Here is a 17,108-nt window from a genome sequence, read left to right as displayed (position 1 = left end):
GCGCAGTGATTCTTCTTTGCTTTCTGATTTATAATATGCACAAACACCGCAAAGAGATTATGCTGCAATATTTGCTTTATAATGAGGTGTATGGACTTGGAGGAGACAGCACAAACTCCATTCGGTAAGAACCTGACAATGCTCACTGATTTTTATGAAATAACCATGGCTAACGGCTATTTCTCCAACGGATTTCAGAACAAAATCGTTTATTTTGATATGTTTTTCAGAAAAATTCCGGATGGCGGCGGTTTTGCGATTATGGCTGGCGTACAGCAGCTGGTGGAGTATTTGCAAAACCTTTCTTTTACCCCGCAGGATCTGGAATATTTGCGTTCCACCGGAAAATTTAATCAGGACTTCGTCGATTACCTGGCTGATTTCCATTTTGAGTGCGATGTGTGGGCGGTTCCGGAAGGAACCCCCATCTTCCCCGGCGAGCCCATCGTAACTGTACGCGGCCCTGTGATTCAGGCGCAATTTATCGAAACCATGGTGCTTTTATGCATCAATCACCAGACCTTGATCGCGACGAAAGCAAACCGGATCGTGCGCGCTGCGAGCGGCCGCTCGGTCATGGAATTCGGCTCTCGCCGCGCGCAGGGCTTTGACGGCGCGGTATACGGTGCCAGAGCCGCATACATCGGCGGCTGTGCCGGCACGGCCTGCACCATCTGCGAGCGCGATTTCGGCATTCCCGCAATGGGTACTATGGCGCACAGCTGGGTGCAGTTGTTCGACACTGAGCTGGACGCGTTTCGTGCTTATGCCCGCGAATACCCCAACCAGTGCGTTTTGCTGGTAGATACTTATAATGTTTTGCAGTCGGGAATTCCGAATGCCATCCGTATCTTTAATGAAGAGCTGGTTCCAAAGGGCTTTCGCCCTGCGGGAATCCGCATTGACAGCGGCGACATCACCTATCTTTCCCGCAAGGCTCGCGAGATGCTGGACGCTGCCGGCTTTGAGGATTGCGGCATCTGCGCCTCCAACTCTCTGGATGAATACATCATTCGCGACATGCTGATGCAGGGTGCGCAGGTGGACAGCTTCGGTGTCGGCGAGCGCATGATTACCTCGGCATCAGAGCCGGTGTTCGGCGGCGTGTACAAGCTTGTTGGCGCGGAACGCGACGACGGCAGCATCGTGCCCAAAATCAAAATCAGCGAGAATGTTACGAAAATTACCACTCCGGGCTTTAAGCGCCTGTGGCGTTTGTTCGACCGGTACAGCGGCAAGGCGATTGCCGATGTTATCACGCTGCACGATGAGCTGATCGACGACGAAATGCCTTATGTGATCTTTGACCCCGAATATATTTGGAAGCGCAAGCGCGTGGAAAATTTTCGTGCGGTTCCGCTGATGACTCAGATTTTTAAGAACGGGCAGTGCATGATACAGCCGCGTGACCTGCACGAAATCCGTGAATACTGCACCGCGCAGGTAGACACGCTGTGGGAAGAGGTCACTCGCTTTGAAAACCCCCACCGCTATTATGTCGATTTGTCACAGCGGCTGTGGCAAATTAAGGACAGCCTGGTCACGAACCACATCTTTGACAAGTCTGCTGACCGTGCAATGCGAGCCACCGATTCATTTGATGAACGCTTTGAATGAAAGTTCGGTATATTAACTTGACAATAAAATAAAAATTCGTTAAAATAAGCGATGCGAGCAGGCTGAGCAGCTGCGGGTAACGCCCGAAAGGGCCTATCCGAGGAAAGTCCGAGCTCCACAGGGCAAGAATAACGGCTAACGGCCGCCGGGGGTGACCCCAGGGAAAGTGCAACAGAGAGATACCGCCCGTGCCTTTGGCGCGGGTAAGGCTGGAAAGGCGGGGTAAGAGCCCACCAGCGCGCGGGAGACCGCGCGGCTATGTAAACCCTATTCGGAGCAACACCGGAATGGGACAAATGCGTCGGCCCGGCGCGTCCCGAACAGGTGGCATTGAGCCGCGGCGGTAACGTCCGGCCAAGATAGATGGCTGTTCACGACAGAACTCGGCTTACAGGCCTGGTCGCACCAACAAAGGAAATCTTCCTTGAAAACACGCGGACTTTTGTTCCGCGTGTTTTTCTTTGAAAATGGCCCTTCTTTTCCCCTGTCCTACATCCGTCGCCGGACAGCGCGAGAAAGCCTCTGCTCAGCAGGGGGATTTTCTAGAAAAAACGGTACACCCACTATTCTTCGACCGCATATTCCGGAATCCTTGCTTGACAAGAAAATCTTATCAAACTATAATGGGCTCAAATGCAAAATATGTGCATTTAAAACGGATGCTGAAATTTTGATTAAAGGAACCGGAAATAATGAGAAAGCAAAAAAGAAAACCAAAAAAGTGGGTTGCATTGCTACTGGCTGCGGCCGCTTTTCTGACTGCGGGATATGCGCTGCAAAATGGCGATAAAATGCAAGCACAGCAGCCGAATTCAAGTACCGTCGTCCCGGCCCCCTCCCCATCTTCCCAGTCATCCTCAGTGAAGGATTCTTCAAATTCCCCCGAAAAACCAGCGTATCAGGGACAAGCTATGGACAGCTTAAACATTCGGCTTTCTGCCGGACAGGATAAAGCTGTTGTGTTTTCTGTTTCGAAAGGAACCGCGCTCAGCATTCTTGGGGAATCCGACGGGGATTGGGTGAAGGTGAAAGCCCAAGACGGCCGAACCGGCTGGTGTAATAAAAATTATCTGACGATCATGCCTGCGGAGACCGCCGATGTTTCGAATGTAACAGAAGAACAGGCCGCCTTTCCCGCCTTTGCGCAGGTTTCCTTCGCAAAAGCCTCCCAGCCGCTTACCGTGTATGTTTCTTTAAAAGATCAGAACGTAACCGTTGTGGATGCAAAAAATCTTGTAGTTCAGGTTTTTCCCTGTTCCACCGGAATGGAAGGCTATGAAACGCCCTCCGGAACCTATGCGATTACAAATCGCGGGGAGTCATTCTATAATAAAAGCTTAAAGGAAGGCGCATATTACTGGACACAGTTTTATGGAAATTATCTGTTCCACAGCCTCCCTTTCGATGAAAACAGGCAAATGGTCAAGGGGGAAGCCGAAAAATTAGGGCAACCGGCCTCCCATGGATGTGTGCGCCTCTCTATGGAAAACGCAAAATGGTTCTACGACAATATAAAAGAAGATACGAAGGTCGTTATTCAGTAACAGCGCAGATAACCTGTATCAAGTGTTCCCATGAAACCCGAAAGAGAAATTACGAGCAGCACCTCATTAGTAAAACAAAAAAAGCCTTCGGCCGCACAATGGAAACGCAGCCGAAGGCATTTTTATGCAGTAAAAATCCGGCCCGGCAAAAGACCGGACCGGAGCGCGAAAAAGGAGCAGCCTCTGACGGAGTACACCCGGGAATCTACTGTTCGGGCAAAGCATTTGATTCAAAATACTGGGTGAACCGGCTTTCCTTTTTCCAGTCTACAAGGGAACAAACAATCGGGAGGTTACGGATACAAAGAAAAGTTCGATTCATATTGGTATCTGGTATTCCCAATTATGTATTTCGGGGCAAAATCACCTGCAACGGATGAGTTTGCCCCGATCTGAACAATTCTTAGAAAATCATTGCACCCACGATGCCGAAGATCAGCGCGCTCAAAACAAGGGTTATAATCTGCGGTATGCAGCTGTCCTTGATATGGTCGTGCTGCCCGTCGGCGTTAAGGCCAGCTGTTGGCCCCAAAGTGGAGTCGGAAGCAGGAGAACCGCACTCGCCCATCGTTGCCGCACCGACGATCAGAATGACGGTTGCGCCGACGCTGAAGCCGATGGCCTGCGCGAACGGAACATACAGAGCCGCCAGAATCGGCACGGTGCCGAACGAGGAACCAGTACCGATGGTAAGTACAAGACCTACGAGAATCAGCACGATCGCGATAATGAGCTTGTTGGTACCAACCACAGCAATGGTGGATTGAATCAGAGAGTCGATTTGTCCGCTACTGCTCAGCACGTTGCTGAAGCCTGCGGCGGTCAGCATCACAAATGCCATAAAGCCCATGATGCCAATGCCCTGATCAACCACATCGCCCATGTCTTTCATCTTTACCACGCCCAGCAGCAGGAACAGCAGCAGGCCGGTCAAAGCGCCCAGAATCATGGAGTCGAAAGCAAGCTGAACCACAACGATCATAATCACGCTGATCATCGTTGCCCACTGCGTTTTCATAAGGGATTTGCCACCCGCTGTGTCACTATCCTCTGCAGCGATTTCTTCCTGTACAAAGCCGGTGCCTTCCATCGCATACTCTCTGGGCTTTCCATAGAGAAAATATGCAACAATAAAGCCAACAAGCGTGCTCAAACCAAGGAACCAGGTATAGTGCCAAACATCCATTACTGCAATGGGCATGCCGAACTTTGTCATGTTCTGGGATACGATGGTATGGAAAATCAAACCGAATCCGATCGGGAACGTTACCCAGGTTCCCTTCAGACCAAACGCCAGCGCACACGAGGCAAGGCGTCTGTCGAGCTTCATCTGGTTCATGAGTACCAGCATAGCGGGAATAATCATCGGCATAAACGCGATGTGGATCGGAATAAAGGTCTGTGAGAGGAAAGACATGAAAATCAAAATCAGGAGCAGCTTAATTTTGCTGCCTTTGATAATGCCGCCCAACTTCCCGGACAACTTGGTCGTGAGGCCGCACCGTTCAATTGTCACGGCGACAGCACCCAGCAGCACATAGCTGAGCGCCGCTTCACCATTTCCCGCCATGCCCTCCGTAAACAGACTCATTGTATCGGAAACGCTCATTCCGGACAGGAGCCCGCCGACAAGTGAAGAAATAACGAGTGCAAAGACAACGTTGACTTTGACAAAACACAGGACCAACATGACGATAACCGCTATCATAATCGGGTTTGTCAATAATGCGAACATATAAGTACCCTCCTTTTTTCTTTGCTATTTCTCTGGTTTTCTGCCAGTGAGTTTTCTCCCCGGCTGACTTCATCCACGCACCACACTGAATCGCCGGGAAAATGCCGCGATTCCATTTTTAAACGCCTTTTATAACCCCTTCCCCTGCCCTTCGGTTGATGACATCAACCCGAGCAATATCCCCTCCTCTTATCACACTGTCGAATCCAGATTTGACCATATCCGTCATCACGCGTTTCAAGGTCACAGTTTCATTCTTTTATCAAACATCGAGCGAATTAATTAACCAGATCATTCGGCGTTTCGCCGCGCAGCATCTGAATCGCATTCCACGCAGCCCGGTTGCGCAGCTCTTCGAAAGACTCCTGAGAAATGTAAGAAACGTGTGGTGTAACGATACAATTCGGAGCGTTGAAGATTGGCTCCTGCTCTCTTGGCGGCTCATGGGCAATCACATCAACTGCGGCCCCGGCAATCACGTTGTTTTCGAGAGCCTTAATCAGCTCCTCCTCTTTCACAATTGCTCCGCGGGCAGTGTTAATGAAATAAGCAGTAGGCTTCATGAGCGAAAATTCCCGTTCTCCGATCAAGCCGGTTGTGTTTTCATCCAGCTTTACATTGAGGCTGACGTAATCCGCCTGCCGAAGACCTTCTTCCATGGTAACCAGCTCAATATTCTGCTTTCGCAGCTCTTCAGCACTTCGGCTCGGATCATAGGCGAGCACTTTCATACCAAGGCTTTGGCAGCGTTTTGCCACCGTACTGCCAATTCTTCCGCACCCAATTACAAACAATGTAGAATGAGAAATCCGACGGGGAGTCCGTGCCACGGCCTGCGCACCCCATTCCCCATTCTTCAAATTGTTATGGTAAAAGCTCAGACTTTTATAAAAATGGAAAATTGCCGCGAGTACATAGTCTGCCAAATCCTCCGCGCAGTAACCCTGCACATTGGTAACACCGATTCCCTTTGCGCGGGCTGCCTCTGTGTCAATGCGGTCATAGCCACCGCCAAGCACGGCAATTCCTTTGCAGTTTTCCAGCCGCTGTATTACAGATGCGGGAATCTGTGCATATACCTGCGCAATGATTGCATCTGCACGGTAGCCGAATTCCGCTAAATCCTTTTCATAATCATAACTGGAAAACTTCAGTTCACAATTAGGGTACTGCTCCTGCAAAACGGCAGTTTCTATTTCATACTCTTTCCATTCCTCGTCGATAAACCAAAACAATGGACGATCCATTCTATTTCCTCCTTATGCAGTAACGGGAACTCCGCGCCTGTACTTATCTCGACAAAATCTCTACGATTGAGTGGTCTGCGTCAACCCGGACAATATCTCCGTCCTTGACCACATCATAAAACTCAGGGTCCACCTTATCGACCATTGGAACCTCCATAATGATCGCGCTGGATACCAGAACCGTTTCCGGATGCTGGATAATCATCGCCTTCGGCGCATTTCCTTTTGAATTGAGCTGGTAAATACCGTCGGCCTGCACAACCGAGCTGCCCTTGCCGCTTGGGAAAATCAGAATCTTTTTGGCGATGCTCTTCCCTTCCAAATCGTGGCCGGGCTCAATCATGGTTCCCGTTTTAGGATCAATCAGGTAAAACATGATATCATCCTTCGATACCACCGCTTCCCCTTCCACAACACCTTCTGAAATCTTATGGCACTGAAATACTTTTTTCTCCATTTTATTTCACCTCACCTGTTAATGCCGCCTGGATACACGTGTCCAGATCTCTGATGACGAAATGAATTCCTCTGCGCTGAGGATAGTACGCGCATTTCGGGGATTCCGTAATGCCGACCTTGCCGTTCAAATGCCCCCAGCAGGGCTGATCGGGGCAGGTATCGGGAACGATAAATCCGCCGGCCTGTGTGATGATCTCGTCCAACCCCATGCGTACCGCCATCTCTTTTACGTGGCTGGAAGTCAAAATCCACATTTCCTTTTCGAGACGCTTCCCCTCAATCTGTTCCGCGATGTGCTTTACTTCTTCCAGCGTAAAGTGCGGGCACCCGAACATAGCGAAATCGATCTTGCGGTTGCCCTCAAGAGAAATCTTCTCAAGCTCTTCCTGCAAGTCCTCATTGGTGATGACAACTTTTCTCTCCGGTTCTTTGCCGCTGAACGCCGCTTCCAGCGTGGGAGCCTCGGGAGTAAACCCGACAATATGATACATGGCGTATGCGCCGGAAGTATTCAGCTCTGCGCCCAGGTTTCTCAGGGCTTCTTTGCTGATGTGCTTCGGCAGACCTGTGAACACCGGAATTCCATTTCCGATTTTCTTGCCCATCATGCCCAGCATATGGTAATCATAGTCGTTCTTCATGTCGGCCTGTACCTCTACCAGAATGTTGCCTTTTCTGTTTTCATCCAGCAGAAGCCCATACTCCGGAACAAAACCGGTAACTGCGGCACACAGTGCGCTGTTTGCGCCTTCCCGGTTCGTCCTTGCGCCCCACACGGAATTAACATAGGGAGTTGCGCTGGACTCTGAGAATGCGATGACCTCCTGATAATTTGGAACATTCGTATCAATGTAAGGCGTACAATTATAGCTAAGTACCGCGCCCAGACCCTTATAGGCATTGTGGGTTCTCTGCATCAAATCTGCGTACTCTGGGGAAACCATGCTGCGGCTTTTGAAAAACGAAAGACAGAACCCGGGGTTAACCGTTGGGGCCACTCTGCATTTTGCTCCTGCATTCAGCAGCTTTTCAGCAAACCATAGGTCTGCCTCCTGATTGCTCAGCGCTACGTGTGCCCTCGTGATGGGAACCATCCGTTCTGCGCCAAAGGATTCGCCGATTGCAACTTGTATTTTCATTGCATATGCGGTCCCTTTGCCGTATTTACCGTCCAGCATATCCTGCTGTTCTTGTGTCAGCTTCATATTTCTTTCTCCTTTTATCATTCTCAGTCTCCAAATGACTGGATTGGAAGCACACTGTTACTACATGCGGCCAAACACATTTGCATGCGAAAGCAGGCTTTGGTTGGGCCTTTCTAAAAACGGCCGCCTGATCCGGGTGCTGCTTTGTGCTGGATTCGCCGGCAAAGCATCTCTCCTTTTCATTGGTAATAGATAGCGGCACCTTGGCACCGAATGAAATGAAAAGTTAAGATATCAAATTAGCGTGCTAAATCAAAAGATCAGAGTTGACTTCCTGATATCTTTAAGTGGGACATCTTATAAAGACTCTTCTTTTGACTGTTCTTTATTATACACAGCATTTGTCAAATAAACGTCTAAGAAAGAGAGAAAAACGCCCCAAAAAGAATGAATACTTCATGGATTTTTATTGATCCAAATAAGAATTAATACAAAATAATTTTCAAAAAGTCAAATTCTATGGCATTTTCTACCATATAAAATGTATGTTTATTCATAGCTTTATTCAAGTTATTAGATTCAAGAACGGATCGTAATAAAAGAATATTGATTAACTGAACCTTTCTAAAATACATACTTGATTGCGACTTTCTATGCGTTCATATAGTAAGTATTTGACTGTTAATTGTGAGTATAACATTCGATTTAATTGAAATAAAGAAGTGTTTCTTGACTATAACACTGAAAATTTAATCTATTATGCTACTAGAATATTGTATTATCTTAATACAGAAATAAAGTGATTAGCTTCAGCTTTTGATGAACTTTTTCTTGACACTTTATTTAGAAATAATCTTTTCTTTTTCTGTTTTCTAGGTGATAGGATAAACTAACATACGCTGAATCTGCCTTTTATAGTTACAAAATCACTGAATATATTTGACAAAATTAAAATATTCTAAACTTGCTATACAAAAGCCAGATTTACTAATTAAAAAATCCCAAGATTTTTTTTAAAAATCTCAGTGTTAATCAGCTCCTAACAATATTTTCGACCCCTCTTGCAATCATATTTAGTCTATTTTATTCTCTATTCTTTATTATCGTCATTTTTTCACAGTCAAAAAGCTCTTTTGATCGTATGATCTCTCTTAAATTTATGTAGGAACGAGAGAAATCTGCTGAATGGTATGGTCCTTTTCTGATACGGAAAAGCAAAGGCCCCCAAACGCACGATCTTTAATGCGCTTGGGGGCCGCTCTGTCATGTTGTGGGATGAGGTTTATATCAGCTGTTCTGATTCATATTCTGGAACTTCTGCTTTGCCTGGTCTATTTTCTGCTGCTCCGCAGCCGGGGTCGGATACCAGCCGCGCTTATGCATCTCGTCAAAAATCTGCGCCTGGAGCTGGTGCTCTTCATTGAGAATGCTCATAAATTCATTTCGCACTGTGGGGGTTGCGCACTCATTGGTAAAATTGTTGTAGGTGCCGGTAATCGCCTTCTGTGAGGACAGCACGTCAAGCAGAACCTCCTGATTCTGCATGCTCATCTGCGTCTGACTCTGATTCTGATCCATGATTTTCCACTCCTTTTAATTCAAAAATCCGAGAAGCTTGTTGTAATGCTGCTGATGCTTGCAGGCCAAATCTTCATACTGCTGCTTCAGCTGCGTGTCTGTGCAGCCCTGAGAATACGCCTTCAGTTTTGTAATTAAAAGTTTTTCTCCGCTGAGCTGATCCTCAATTGCAGAAAGCTCCTTACTGGTTAATGATGCCATTTTGCATTACCTCCTTTGATTTTGACTTGACTATCCTTATTCTTTGCGGATCAGGAAAGATTATTCTCCATGCTAATAATTCAGGCCTTTCTATGTAGCCTGCCTGACCTCTGCTTCAGGTTCCAAGCCAAAGCTGATAGATAACGCCTGATCAATCAGCGACATCGACCCCTGGTCAAGGCGCCCCATGCGTTCCTTTAATCTGTGTTTATCTATGGTGCGGATCTGTTCCAGAAGAACAATGGAATCTCTGGCCAATCCTGTGGTTTCTGCATCCAGCATAATGTGCGTCGGCAATTTTGCTTTTGCTCTTTGACTTGTGATAGCCGCCGCGATCACGGTGGGGCTGAAACGGTTGCCGACATCGTTTTGAACAATCAGCACCGGCCTTACCCCGCCCTGCTCTGACCCGATTACGGGACTGAGATCGGCATAATAAATATCGCCTCTTCTGACATTCACGTTTTTCACGCTCCGAATAGTTTAATGATTGGGCCCAATCCTATTTTTGCCTCTTCAAAAAACTTTCATACAATTATTTCGATTTTTTCTTTTTTTATTTATCCTATAGGGTCTTGCGCCTCTCTACATAATATTAGCTTACCCGCGGATTGACAGTGGGATTCTGAAAACAGCGGCAGAAAACAAAAATACCTCTAAAAACTCATCGGTTAATTTATAAAACCCGGCTTGTCAAATTCGACAAAAGGTTTATAATGAAAAATATTATTAGTGAAAGGAAGTTATGATATGATAGGAAGAGTCAAAAAAACTCTTGCTTTTTTAGTATCCTGTACAATGCTTACAACGTCCACAGCCGTTTATGCGGCAGATACAGACGCCGTTGTAGGCAAACTGAGTATGGATACCAGCAGCTACACCATGGCTCCCGGAGGCATCTACGATTTTAAGGCCTCTGTCAGCAGCTCCGTTTTAAAGCAGGAGGATGTAAAGGTCTGGTCCTCGCGCGATGGAATCGCCAAGGTTGCCCGCGTGGCGGGAACGGGGAAATACCGCATTACGGGCCTGAAGGCCGGCATAACATACATTACCTCTGAAATTAAGGGCGTTCATGCGTCGATCAAGGTTACCGTGGAAAGCGGTGCAAAGCCGCATGGCGTGACCAGCTGGACCACCTCATTGATTCACCAGTCAGACCTTTCGTCGACCGTTAACGTCACTTTCCCGGAAGGGACAAACCTGATGGGGATTGCAGCGCTTTTGGAGAAAAACCATGTATGCAGCGCCAGTGATGTGCTTGCGGCAGCGAAAAGTACCCAGTTTGACAGTTACAGCTTTATTGCCTCTCTTTCGAACGCTTCTTCCCGCTATTATAAACTCGAGGGCTATCTCTTCCCCGATACCTATAATTTTTATAAGGGTGACAGCGCCGCCAATGCACTGAAACGCATGCTGAACAACATGCAGAATAAGCTGACCAGCATTCAGACGCAGGCTGCGGCACAGGGAATGACGGTGGATCAGGTGCTGACAATGGCTTCCCTGATTCAGGCAGAAGCCTCAAGCACCAGCGATATGTACCTGGTATCCTCCGTTTTGCACAATCGCCTGACAAACGGCGCGGCTCACGACACGCCGAAGCTGCAGTTCGATTCTACCGTGTACTATCCGTACCGAGTGAAATCGGAAGCACCTGCTGGCTTTACCAGCACTTACGACACCTATAATTTCTCCGGCCTGCCAGCCGGGCCGATCTGCAGCCCCGGGGCCAGCGCCATTGACGCCGCGCTTCACCCAACCAGCACAGACTACTACTACTTCTGCCACTCTGCATCCGGCACGGCGTATTACGCCGCAACACTTGACGAGCATAACCAGAATCTGATCATTGCCGGCCTGCGGTAAACAGCTGCAAACAATTATCTTAACAAAGCAGCGAGGTTTTCTTTTCTGAAAACCTCGCTGCTTTTTATTGTTTTGTAATATCATCCCAGCAGTTCTCCAACCGGCTGGCCGTTCCGGCTTCATAGCATTCAGAAACTCCTTTTGCGCCATTGGAAGCAGATACCTTTCTCCCTCAGCCGAAAAAACCGCTTTGCAGAGCAGCTTTCCCGTGATAAAATAATTTTACAAATTGTATGTGCGAATCTCATCCCCGCAACAAGAGGGAGGAAATCACTTGAAAAGCAACCGGGAGCAGCTACGAAACAGAGGATATGCCACTCAGGAGGAAATCTGCCAATTTGAGGAGAAAAACCAGGACGAACTGCTGGAGCTTCTGAACCACGAGGACGCCGTGCCGCGTACCGCGGCCGCCAGCCTGCTGCGCATGACGCCGGATAACGAAAGCCGGATTTCCTCCGCGCTTTTAAAGCGGCTTTCGGTAGAGAAATGCCTGTATACCCGGCTGGCCATCTGTGAAGCTCTGGAAAAAGGCGGTAAAGAAACCGCTCTGCAAATGATTCCTTTTCTCGGAAGGATTGGAAGCAATCAGCATAAAAGTCTGCCTGACCGGGTTTCGCAAAAGAAGTCGTATCCACTGCCGCGGGATATCATTGCCCGCTCACTTGCAAAAATGCCGCCGGAGGTATTTCCCGTTCTGCTGCAGATTTTACAGGGGGAGGATGCGGAAAAAATCTGCGAAATTCTGGACGCTGTCGGATTTATGGCATTTTATCACCCAGAGCTGTCAACGCCGGAGCATGCCGAAGTAGTGTTTGCTGTGATGGAGCGGTATCCAAGCCATGAGCTGCTTCTCTGGAAGGCAATCCAGTGCCTGTGCGCCTTCCCTTCGCAAAAGGCGGAACGGCTCCTTCAGGAGTTTGCCGCACAGAATAATCTTTTGGGGGAAGAGGCCAAAAGCTCCCTCAAGCGGCTGCATTCTAAGCACTAAAGCACATAAAAAAGGCCCTGGAGCAAATTGCTCCGGGGCCTTTCTTATGTGTTATCCGCTAAATGGTACGTTTCTATATTTTCAAAATCCAAAGTAACAATGGCTGTATCAAAGGTCACTTCAAAAAGAATCAAATATTCTCCGGCCTGTTCCAGTGTGTCTTTGTAATCGGGAATATTATTGATGAAGTGCTCCGCCACATCAAAAACAGTTCGGCTGCTTTTTCGCACCAAGCCTTTCGCTTTGACATGTTCATTTCCCTGATGCGGAATGGTTGTAAAAGCCACCCTGTTATTTCTAGCAAACTCTTTGACCTTTTCATTATCCGCAAAGGTAGAAAAGAGCACCGCCTTCGTGTCTTCATCAAAATAAAAATTAACAATCCTTACATTCGGCTGATCATCCGTACAAGTTGCCAGAGCCAATTCCGTTTGTGTATTCATCAGCCGCACAAACTCCTGTTTTGTATTCATATTTCATTTCCCCTGTCTTTCTTACTTTATTTGTAGTATAATATAGAATGGTATCAGTTAACGAAACCATTCTACGGAAAGGGAACATAAGATGAAAAAATCTGAACGTCTGAATGATATGCTGATCTATCTGAATGATAAAAAATCCTTTCATTTAAAAAGCATCATGGAGCGTTATTCCATATCAAAAAGCACCGCACTTCGGGATATTCAGTCATTGGAAGAAATCGGCATGCCGATTTACTCAAGGCCCGGACGCAACGGATATTATGGAATCCTTCCCAATCGTTTATTGTCCCCTATTGTTTTTACAATTGACGAGGTTTATGCCCTGTACTTTTCCATGCAAACACTCTCCGCCTATCAATCGACCCCCTTTCACTTGAGTATCGAAAAACTAAAGCAAAAATTTGAAGCGTGTATATCAGAAGAACGGATCAAAGCCCTACGGAAAATGGAGCTCATTTTCAACTTAGGGAGTTACCAGAGCAAGAATGAATGCAATTGCTTAAAAGACATTCTGCAAATGGCTGTTGAGGAAAGCGTATGCAGCATCCGCTACCGAAAGGGAGATTCGGAGAAACAATATGATGTTCAGTTTTTTCGTGTTGCTTCTGCCTATGGGCAATGGTACGCAACCGCATATCATTTCGAAACAGAAAGGCCAAAAGTATTCCGATGTGACAGAATCCGGTCCGTGCAGCGCTGTGAAAAATACGCACCCAAACCGATCTCTGAATTTCTCGTCCCTTCAAAAGAGCTGTTTCGCGATAAGGATGCTGTGGATTTTGAGGTTGGCGTTTCCATTCAGGGAGCGGATCTGTTTCATAAAGAACACTATCCTTCCATGAAGCTGCACCGGGAAAACGGGAAATACTACGTAAGGGGATTTTACAATCAAGGGGAAGAAAATTTTATTGCCAATTATTTTAACCGCTATGGGGAAACGATTTTTTCGATTCAGCCTGCCGCTTTGAAAAATTTGATGCTTGAACAATGGAACACGGTGAAAGACCACCTGAATTCCATATCGTAACGGCCAAAACAAAAAAGAGAACGCACGCTGCGTTCTCTTTTTTGCTTATGGAATCTTCTTTCTGTTCGGCTGCTATTTGCTATTTTTTTTTACTTAGATTCTTCGGAGGAATCTGTAATCGGTTCAAAAAGCACCAGCATATCTTCCTCCGGAACAGCCAACTGCTTGATCTGCCCGCTGCGGCGATCCGCAGTCAGGGTGAAATTATGTCCGTCTCCACTGCCGAAAAACAGCCCGTCGCCAGAGGTAGTCAGCGCCCCTTCCACAGAGGCCGCGTCCAGCGACGCCAGAAGCAGGGGAATCATTCCGGTTTGCGGCAGCACGATATTATCCTGCGAAACCGTAAGACCCTCATAGCTGACCGAGAGAATTTTTTGATCCCACACCCACGTCATATCTTGCAGCTCCTGCGGCTCCAGCAGCGTCAGCTGCGCGCCCTGCCCGGCCGAATACTGCAACCGGCACACATACCGGCTTTTCCCCATTGAAACATCGGCCTTGGCCTGAAATGTCAGAACGGGGTTTACCACCGGCCGTGTCAGCGAGTGTGAACACCCCGCGCAAACAGCCATACAAACAAGACAAAGCAGGATTACAAGGAAACGGGTCGGCTTGCGCATGAAATCACCCTTATTGTTCAAATTCTGAAAACAGTAAGGGCAGCTCCTCAATCAAATCGGATGGCAGCATCCCGCGCTGAGAGAGCCTTTTTGCACAGCGGTCACCCGTGAGCCCGTGCAAAAACACACCGAAGACCGCCGCCCAGTAGGGCGTAATCCCCTGCGCCGCGAGAGAGGCGATCATCCCGGCCAGCACATCTCCGCTGCCGCCTTTCGCCATCCCCGGGTTCCCTGTGGTGTTTACAAACACGCGTCCATCCGGAGCAGCCACAATGGTTCCTGAGCCCTTCAGCACCAGGGTCACCCCATGCTCCCGTGCAAAGTACTTGGCATAATCCAGCCGCCGCGCCTGTACCTGCTCGGTTGTGGTATGAAGAAGGCGCGCCATTTCTCCCGGATGGGGGGTAAGCACCACCGGCACTCGAACTGTTTTCAATATATCTATATTCTCAGCCAGGAGATTTATTCCATCCGCGTCGATGACAAGGGGAACGGAGCTACAGGCCGCCACACGCCGAAGCAGAGAACGGGCAAACGCCGAGGTACCGAGGCCGCAGCCGAGCAAGACGGCTGACGCACTCAGCATCTTCTGATTGAGCAGGGTAGCACTGCCCTCACTGAGAGTTTCGCCGTACTGAGAAGGCTCCAGGAGCGTATATACGGGCTCCGGCAAAGTGCCTGCCACCACCGGATACAGCTCTTTTGGCAGTGCCATATTCACAAGGCCCACCCCGGTGCGCAAAGACGCGCGGGCCGCAAGCATTGCCGCACCTGCCATTCCCGTGCTGCCGCAGACAGAAAGCAGCGTACCGTAGCTTCCTTTATTCGAGTTCTGCTCCCGCTCCTGAAACAGCAGGGAAAGATCTTTTTCTTCGATACCAAACAACGGAGTTTCCGCTTCTTCCATCAGCGATTCCGAAATACCGACTGGAACGACCGTTACCTTACCACAAAAGCCACGGCCCGGCTGAATGAGATGCGCGGGTTTAAGTGCCGTAAAGCTGACCGTTTCGGCCGCGCGCACGCAGCGCCCGGGCACCTCCCCCGTATCACACGAAACGCCGCTCGGCAAATCCAGCGCCAGAAGAAATGCTCCGGAGGTTTCCGCGGCGTCCAGCAGAGGGATCAGCGTATCGGGCAAGCTGCCGCGAAACCCGATACCGTACATTGCGTCCAACACAAAATCCGCACTGTATACCTGTGCTTTTACCGTTTCGGGTTCTTTGGCCCAATCCAGAACCTGAATCTTTTGCAAATCCATCTGCCGGAACATCTGCCCCGCCAGCTCTGTTTCCGGCTCACCCTGAACAAGGATAACACAGACCTTTGCTTCCCAGGCCGCCAGATGCCGCGCAGCGACAAAGCCATCGCCGCCGTTATTGCCCTTTCCGCACAGAATGACAATATGCGCACCGGGAGCCTTTTCCCGCAGCAGCTGCGCCGCGGCCTCCCCCGCGCTCTCCATCAGAACGGAATACGCGGTTCCCGCCTGCACGGCTCTTTCTTCCAGCGCCCGCATGGCGCCGCTTTCGAATAGTTTCATTGGAAGGATGCTCCTTTCTCAACGAGGCAATCATCGTAACACTAGAAAGCAGTTTGCGCTGCATCTCTGCACCGAGCATATCCGCGGGGTCTGTCAAGATGGCGGCGTTTCCCCCGTGCGCACTCTTGCCACACCGCTTTTGAACTGTAATTTTGGAACAGCTCTTCTCCCCGATCACCGTGACGGAAGCGTAACATGCGGTATGCGTAGCGCCGACCGAAAATGCCAAACCGGCTTGCCTTGCAGCCTCCAGAGCCGCTCCCTCCAGATGCAGATAAGGCTTCCCTAATTCATCGCGCAGAAGCTGCACCTCCTTCAGAAGAAAGCCGCGCACCCCTGTGCCAAGCGCCTTGGAAAACGCCTCCTTGGCGCAAAAGCTGACCGCCACGCTGGCTGCCGGAAACCCGCGCTGAGCAAGCTGGTCATACTCCTTGTCCCCTAGAATCCGCCGGCAAAAACGCGGATTCTTCATCGCGCGTTCTATCCGGGGAATCTCTAGGAGATCAACGCCCACGGAAAGCATTCACAGATACCTGCCGCGGTAAAAACGGTTTGATCGCCGCCAGCATTCTTTCGTCGGGATTAAACACGAGCAGTGTGTTTCCCGAATCCTTTAAATGTACGATCAGATACCACGCATCGGTGCCTGCGTCGTCCGCGCCAACCATGAGCTGCCTTGCGAAGGTTCTGTTTTGAAACGCCGAGGCATTGTACTGGCCCATTTCTTCCACCGATTTTAAATCGAAATTGCAAATCCGTTTACGACTGCGGCGATTCGTGATCTGATCCACGGTGAAATCTCCATTGGTCGTACTGTATTCATATTCCAGATTTCTGGACGCGCTTACATAATAAATACCAACGAACACACCTGCAACAACGATCAGCTGAAAAGGCCCCAAAAACGCAATCAGCGTGGTGATCGCCAGAATCACAATGCCGAGTATGCCCGCCCCGGCTACAATCGCGTAATCCTTACGCCCCTTTTTCTTTTGGATCAGCTGCTCAACAAAAACATCCATTCCATCATCTCCCATTTCCAATAGACAGCATCAT

18 protein-coding genes and 1 other RNA gene are annotated in these 17,108 nt (G+C 48.9%); 7 read left to right on the top strand and 12 right to left on the bottom strand.

Annotation, left to right across the window (positions count from 1 at the left end; genetic code table 11):
- Positions 1 to 90: 90 nt before the first annotated feature.
- From QOS46_RS02670 to QOS46_RS02655, 4 genes are all read left to right on the top strand, one after another.
- Complete coding sequence (locus QOS46_RS02670; RefSeq protein WP_408611435.1) at positions 91 to 1,617, top strand: nicotinate phosphoribosyltransferase; 1,527 nt, start codon at positions 91 to 93, stop codon at positions 1,615 to 1,617.
- 54 nt (positions 1,618 to 1,671) lie between these two features.
- Positions 1,672 to 2,024: RNase P RNA component class A (gene rnpB, locus QOS46_RS02665), an RNA gene on the top strand.
- 17 nt (positions 2,025 to 2,041) lie between these two features.
- A complete protein-coding gene (locus QOS46_RS02660; protein WP_283607093.1) occupies positions 2,042 to 2,407 on the top strand; it encodes a hypothetical protein in 366 nt (121 codons plus the stop codon).
- A 121-nt stretch (positions 2,408 to 2,528) separates the two neighbouring features.
- A complete protein-coding gene (locus tag QOS46_RS02655; RefSeq protein WP_283607092.1) occupies positions 2,529 to 3,161 on the top strand; it encodes a L,D-transpeptidase family protein in 633 nt (210 codons plus the stop codon).
- 403 nt (positions 3,162 to 3,564) lie between these two features.
- Here QOS46_RS02655 and QOS46_RS02650 read toward each other — a convergent pair whose 3' ends face one another.
- The 7 genes from QOS46_RS02650 to QOS46_RS02620 all read right to left on the bottom strand — a co-directional run bounded on the left by QOS46_RS02650 (position 3,565) and on the right by QOS46_RS02620 (position 9,988).
- The gene (locus QOS46_RS02650) at positions 3,565 to 4,896 is read right to left on the bottom strand and encodes a Na+/H+ antiporter NhaC family protein (RefSeq protein ID WP_283607090.1); all 1,332 of its coding nucleotides are present in this window, start codon (positions 4,894 to 4,896) and stop codon (positions 3,565 to 3,567) included.
- A 278-nt stretch (positions 4,897 to 5,174) separates the two neighbouring features.
- A complete protein-coding gene (locus tag QOS46_RS02645) occupies positions 5,175 to 6,143 on the bottom strand; it encodes a C-terminal binding protein (RefSeq protein ID WP_283607088.1) in 969 nt (322 codons plus the stop codon).
- Positions 6,144 to 6,186: 43 nt separating this feature from the next.
- Positions 6,187 to 6,600 (bottom strand): aconitase X swivel domain-containing protein, encoded by a 414-nt coding sequence (locus tag QOS46_RS02640; protein ID WP_283607085.1) that lies wholly within the window; start codon positions 6,598 to 6,600, stop codon positions 6,187 to 6,189.
- 1 nt (position 6,601) lies between these two features.
- Complete coding sequence (locus tag QOS46_RS02635) at positions 6,602 to 7,807, bottom strand: aconitase X catalytic domain-containing protein (RefSeq protein ID WP_283607083.1); 1,206 nt, start codon at positions 7,805 to 7,807, stop codon at positions 6,602 to 6,604.
- A 1,227-nt stretch (positions 7,808 to 9,034) separates the two neighbouring features.
- Positions 9,035 to 9,325, bottom strand: a complete 291-nt coding sequence (locus QOS46_RS02630; RefSeq protein WP_283607082.1) for a spore coat protein — start codon at positions 9,323 to 9,325, stop codon at positions 9,035 to 9,037.
- Between the two features lie 15 nt (positions 9,326 to 9,340).
- Positions 9,341 to 9,526, bottom strand: coding sequence for a spore coat protein (locus tag QOS46_RS02625; RefSeq protein WP_283607080.1), 186 nt, complete (start codon positions 9,524 to 9,526; stop codon positions 9,341 to 9,343).
- 90 nt (positions 9,527 to 9,616) lie between these two features.
- Positions 9,617 to 9,988, bottom strand: coding sequence for a type II toxin-antitoxin system PemK/MazF family toxin (locus QOS46_RS02620; RefSeq protein WP_283607079.1), 372 nt, complete (start codon positions 9,986 to 9,988; stop codon positions 9,617 to 9,619).
- Positions 9,989 to 10,276: 288 nt separating this feature from the next.
- Here QOS46_RS02620 and mltG point away from each other — a divergent pair, with 288 nt between their 5' ends.
- Together mltG and QOS46_RS02610 are read left to right on the top strand one after the other, a co-directional pair.
- On the top strand, positions 10,277 to 11,392 hold the full coding sequence (gene mltG, locus QOS46_RS02615; protein WP_283607077.1) for an endolytic transglycosylase MltG: 1,116 nt from the start codon (positions 10,277 to 10,279) through the stop codon (positions 11,390 to 11,392).
- Between the two features lie 274 nt (positions 11,393 to 11,666).
- The gene (locus QOS46_RS02610) at positions 11,667 to 12,380 is read left to right on the top strand and encodes a HEAT repeat domain-containing protein (protein WP_283607075.1); all 714 of its coding nucleotides are present in this window, start codon (positions 11,667 to 11,669) and stop codon (positions 12,378 to 12,380) included.
- Between the two features lie 44 nt (positions 12,381 to 12,424).
- Here the strand turns inward: QOS46_RS02610 and QOS46_RS02605 are convergent, their stop codons facing one another.
- Positions 12,425 to 12,853 (bottom strand): pyridoxamine 5'-phosphate oxidase family protein, encoded by a 429-nt coding sequence (locus QOS46_RS02605; RefSeq protein WP_283607073.1) that lies wholly within the window; start codon positions 12,851 to 12,853, stop codon positions 12,425 to 12,427.
- Between the two features lie 91 nt (positions 12,854 to 12,944).
- Between QOS46_RS02605 and QOS46_RS02600 the strand changes: the two genes are divergently transcribed.
- The gene (locus QOS46_RS02600; RefSeq protein WP_283607071.1) at positions 12,945 to 13,889 is read left to right on the top strand and encodes a helix-turn-helix transcriptional regulator; all 945 of its coding nucleotides are present in this window, start codon (positions 12,945 to 12,947) and stop codon (positions 13,887 to 13,889) included.
- Between the two features lie 89 nt (positions 13,890 to 13,978).
- On the opposite strand, the gene QOS46_RS02595 is transcribed toward QOS46_RS02600, so the two are convergent.
- Genes QOS46_RS02595 through QOS46_RS02580 form a run of 4 tightly spaced genes read right to left on the bottom strand, consistent with a single transcriptional unit; the run spans position 13,979 to position 17,074 of the window.
- The gene (locus tag QOS46_RS02595; protein ID WP_283607070.1) at positions 13,979 to 14,509 is read right to left on the bottom strand and encodes a hypothetical protein; all 531 of its coding nucleotides are present in this window, start codon (positions 14,507 to 14,509) and stop codon (positions 13,979 to 13,981) included.
- 10 nt (positions 14,510 to 14,519) lie between these two features.
- Entirely contained in the window at positions 14,520 to 15,974 is a 1,455-nt protein-coding gene (locus QOS46_RS02590) for an NAD(P)H-hydrate dehydratase (RefSeq protein ID WP_283610756.1), read from the bottom strand.
- Positions 15,886 to 16,575, bottom strand: coding sequence for a holo-ACP synthase (acpS, locus tag QOS46_RS02585; protein ID WP_283607068.1), 690 nt, complete (start codon positions 16,573 to 16,575; stop codon positions 15,886 to 15,888). Before acpS ends, QOS46_RS02590 begins: the two co-directional genes overlap by 89 nt.
- Positions 16,556 to 17,074, bottom strand: a complete 519-nt coding sequence (locus QOS46_RS02580) for a DUF6106 family protein (RefSeq protein ID WP_283607066.1) — start codon at positions 17,072 to 17,074, stop codon at positions 16,556 to 16,558. The genes acpS and QOS46_RS02580 overlap by 20 nt, the downstream gene beginning before the upstream one ends.
- Between the last annotated feature and the right edge of the window lie 34 nt (positions 17,075 to 17,108).

Origin of the sequence: Faecalispora anaeroviscerum, assembly GCF_947568225.1 — a bacterium.
GTDB classification, from domain to species: Bacteria; Bacillota; Clostridia; order Oscillospirales; family Acutalibacteraceae; genus Faecalispora; species Faecalispora anaeroviscerum.
The sequence above is the reverse complement of the archived record's forward strand: the minus strand, read 5'-3'. Positions and strand labels throughout refer to the sequence as shown.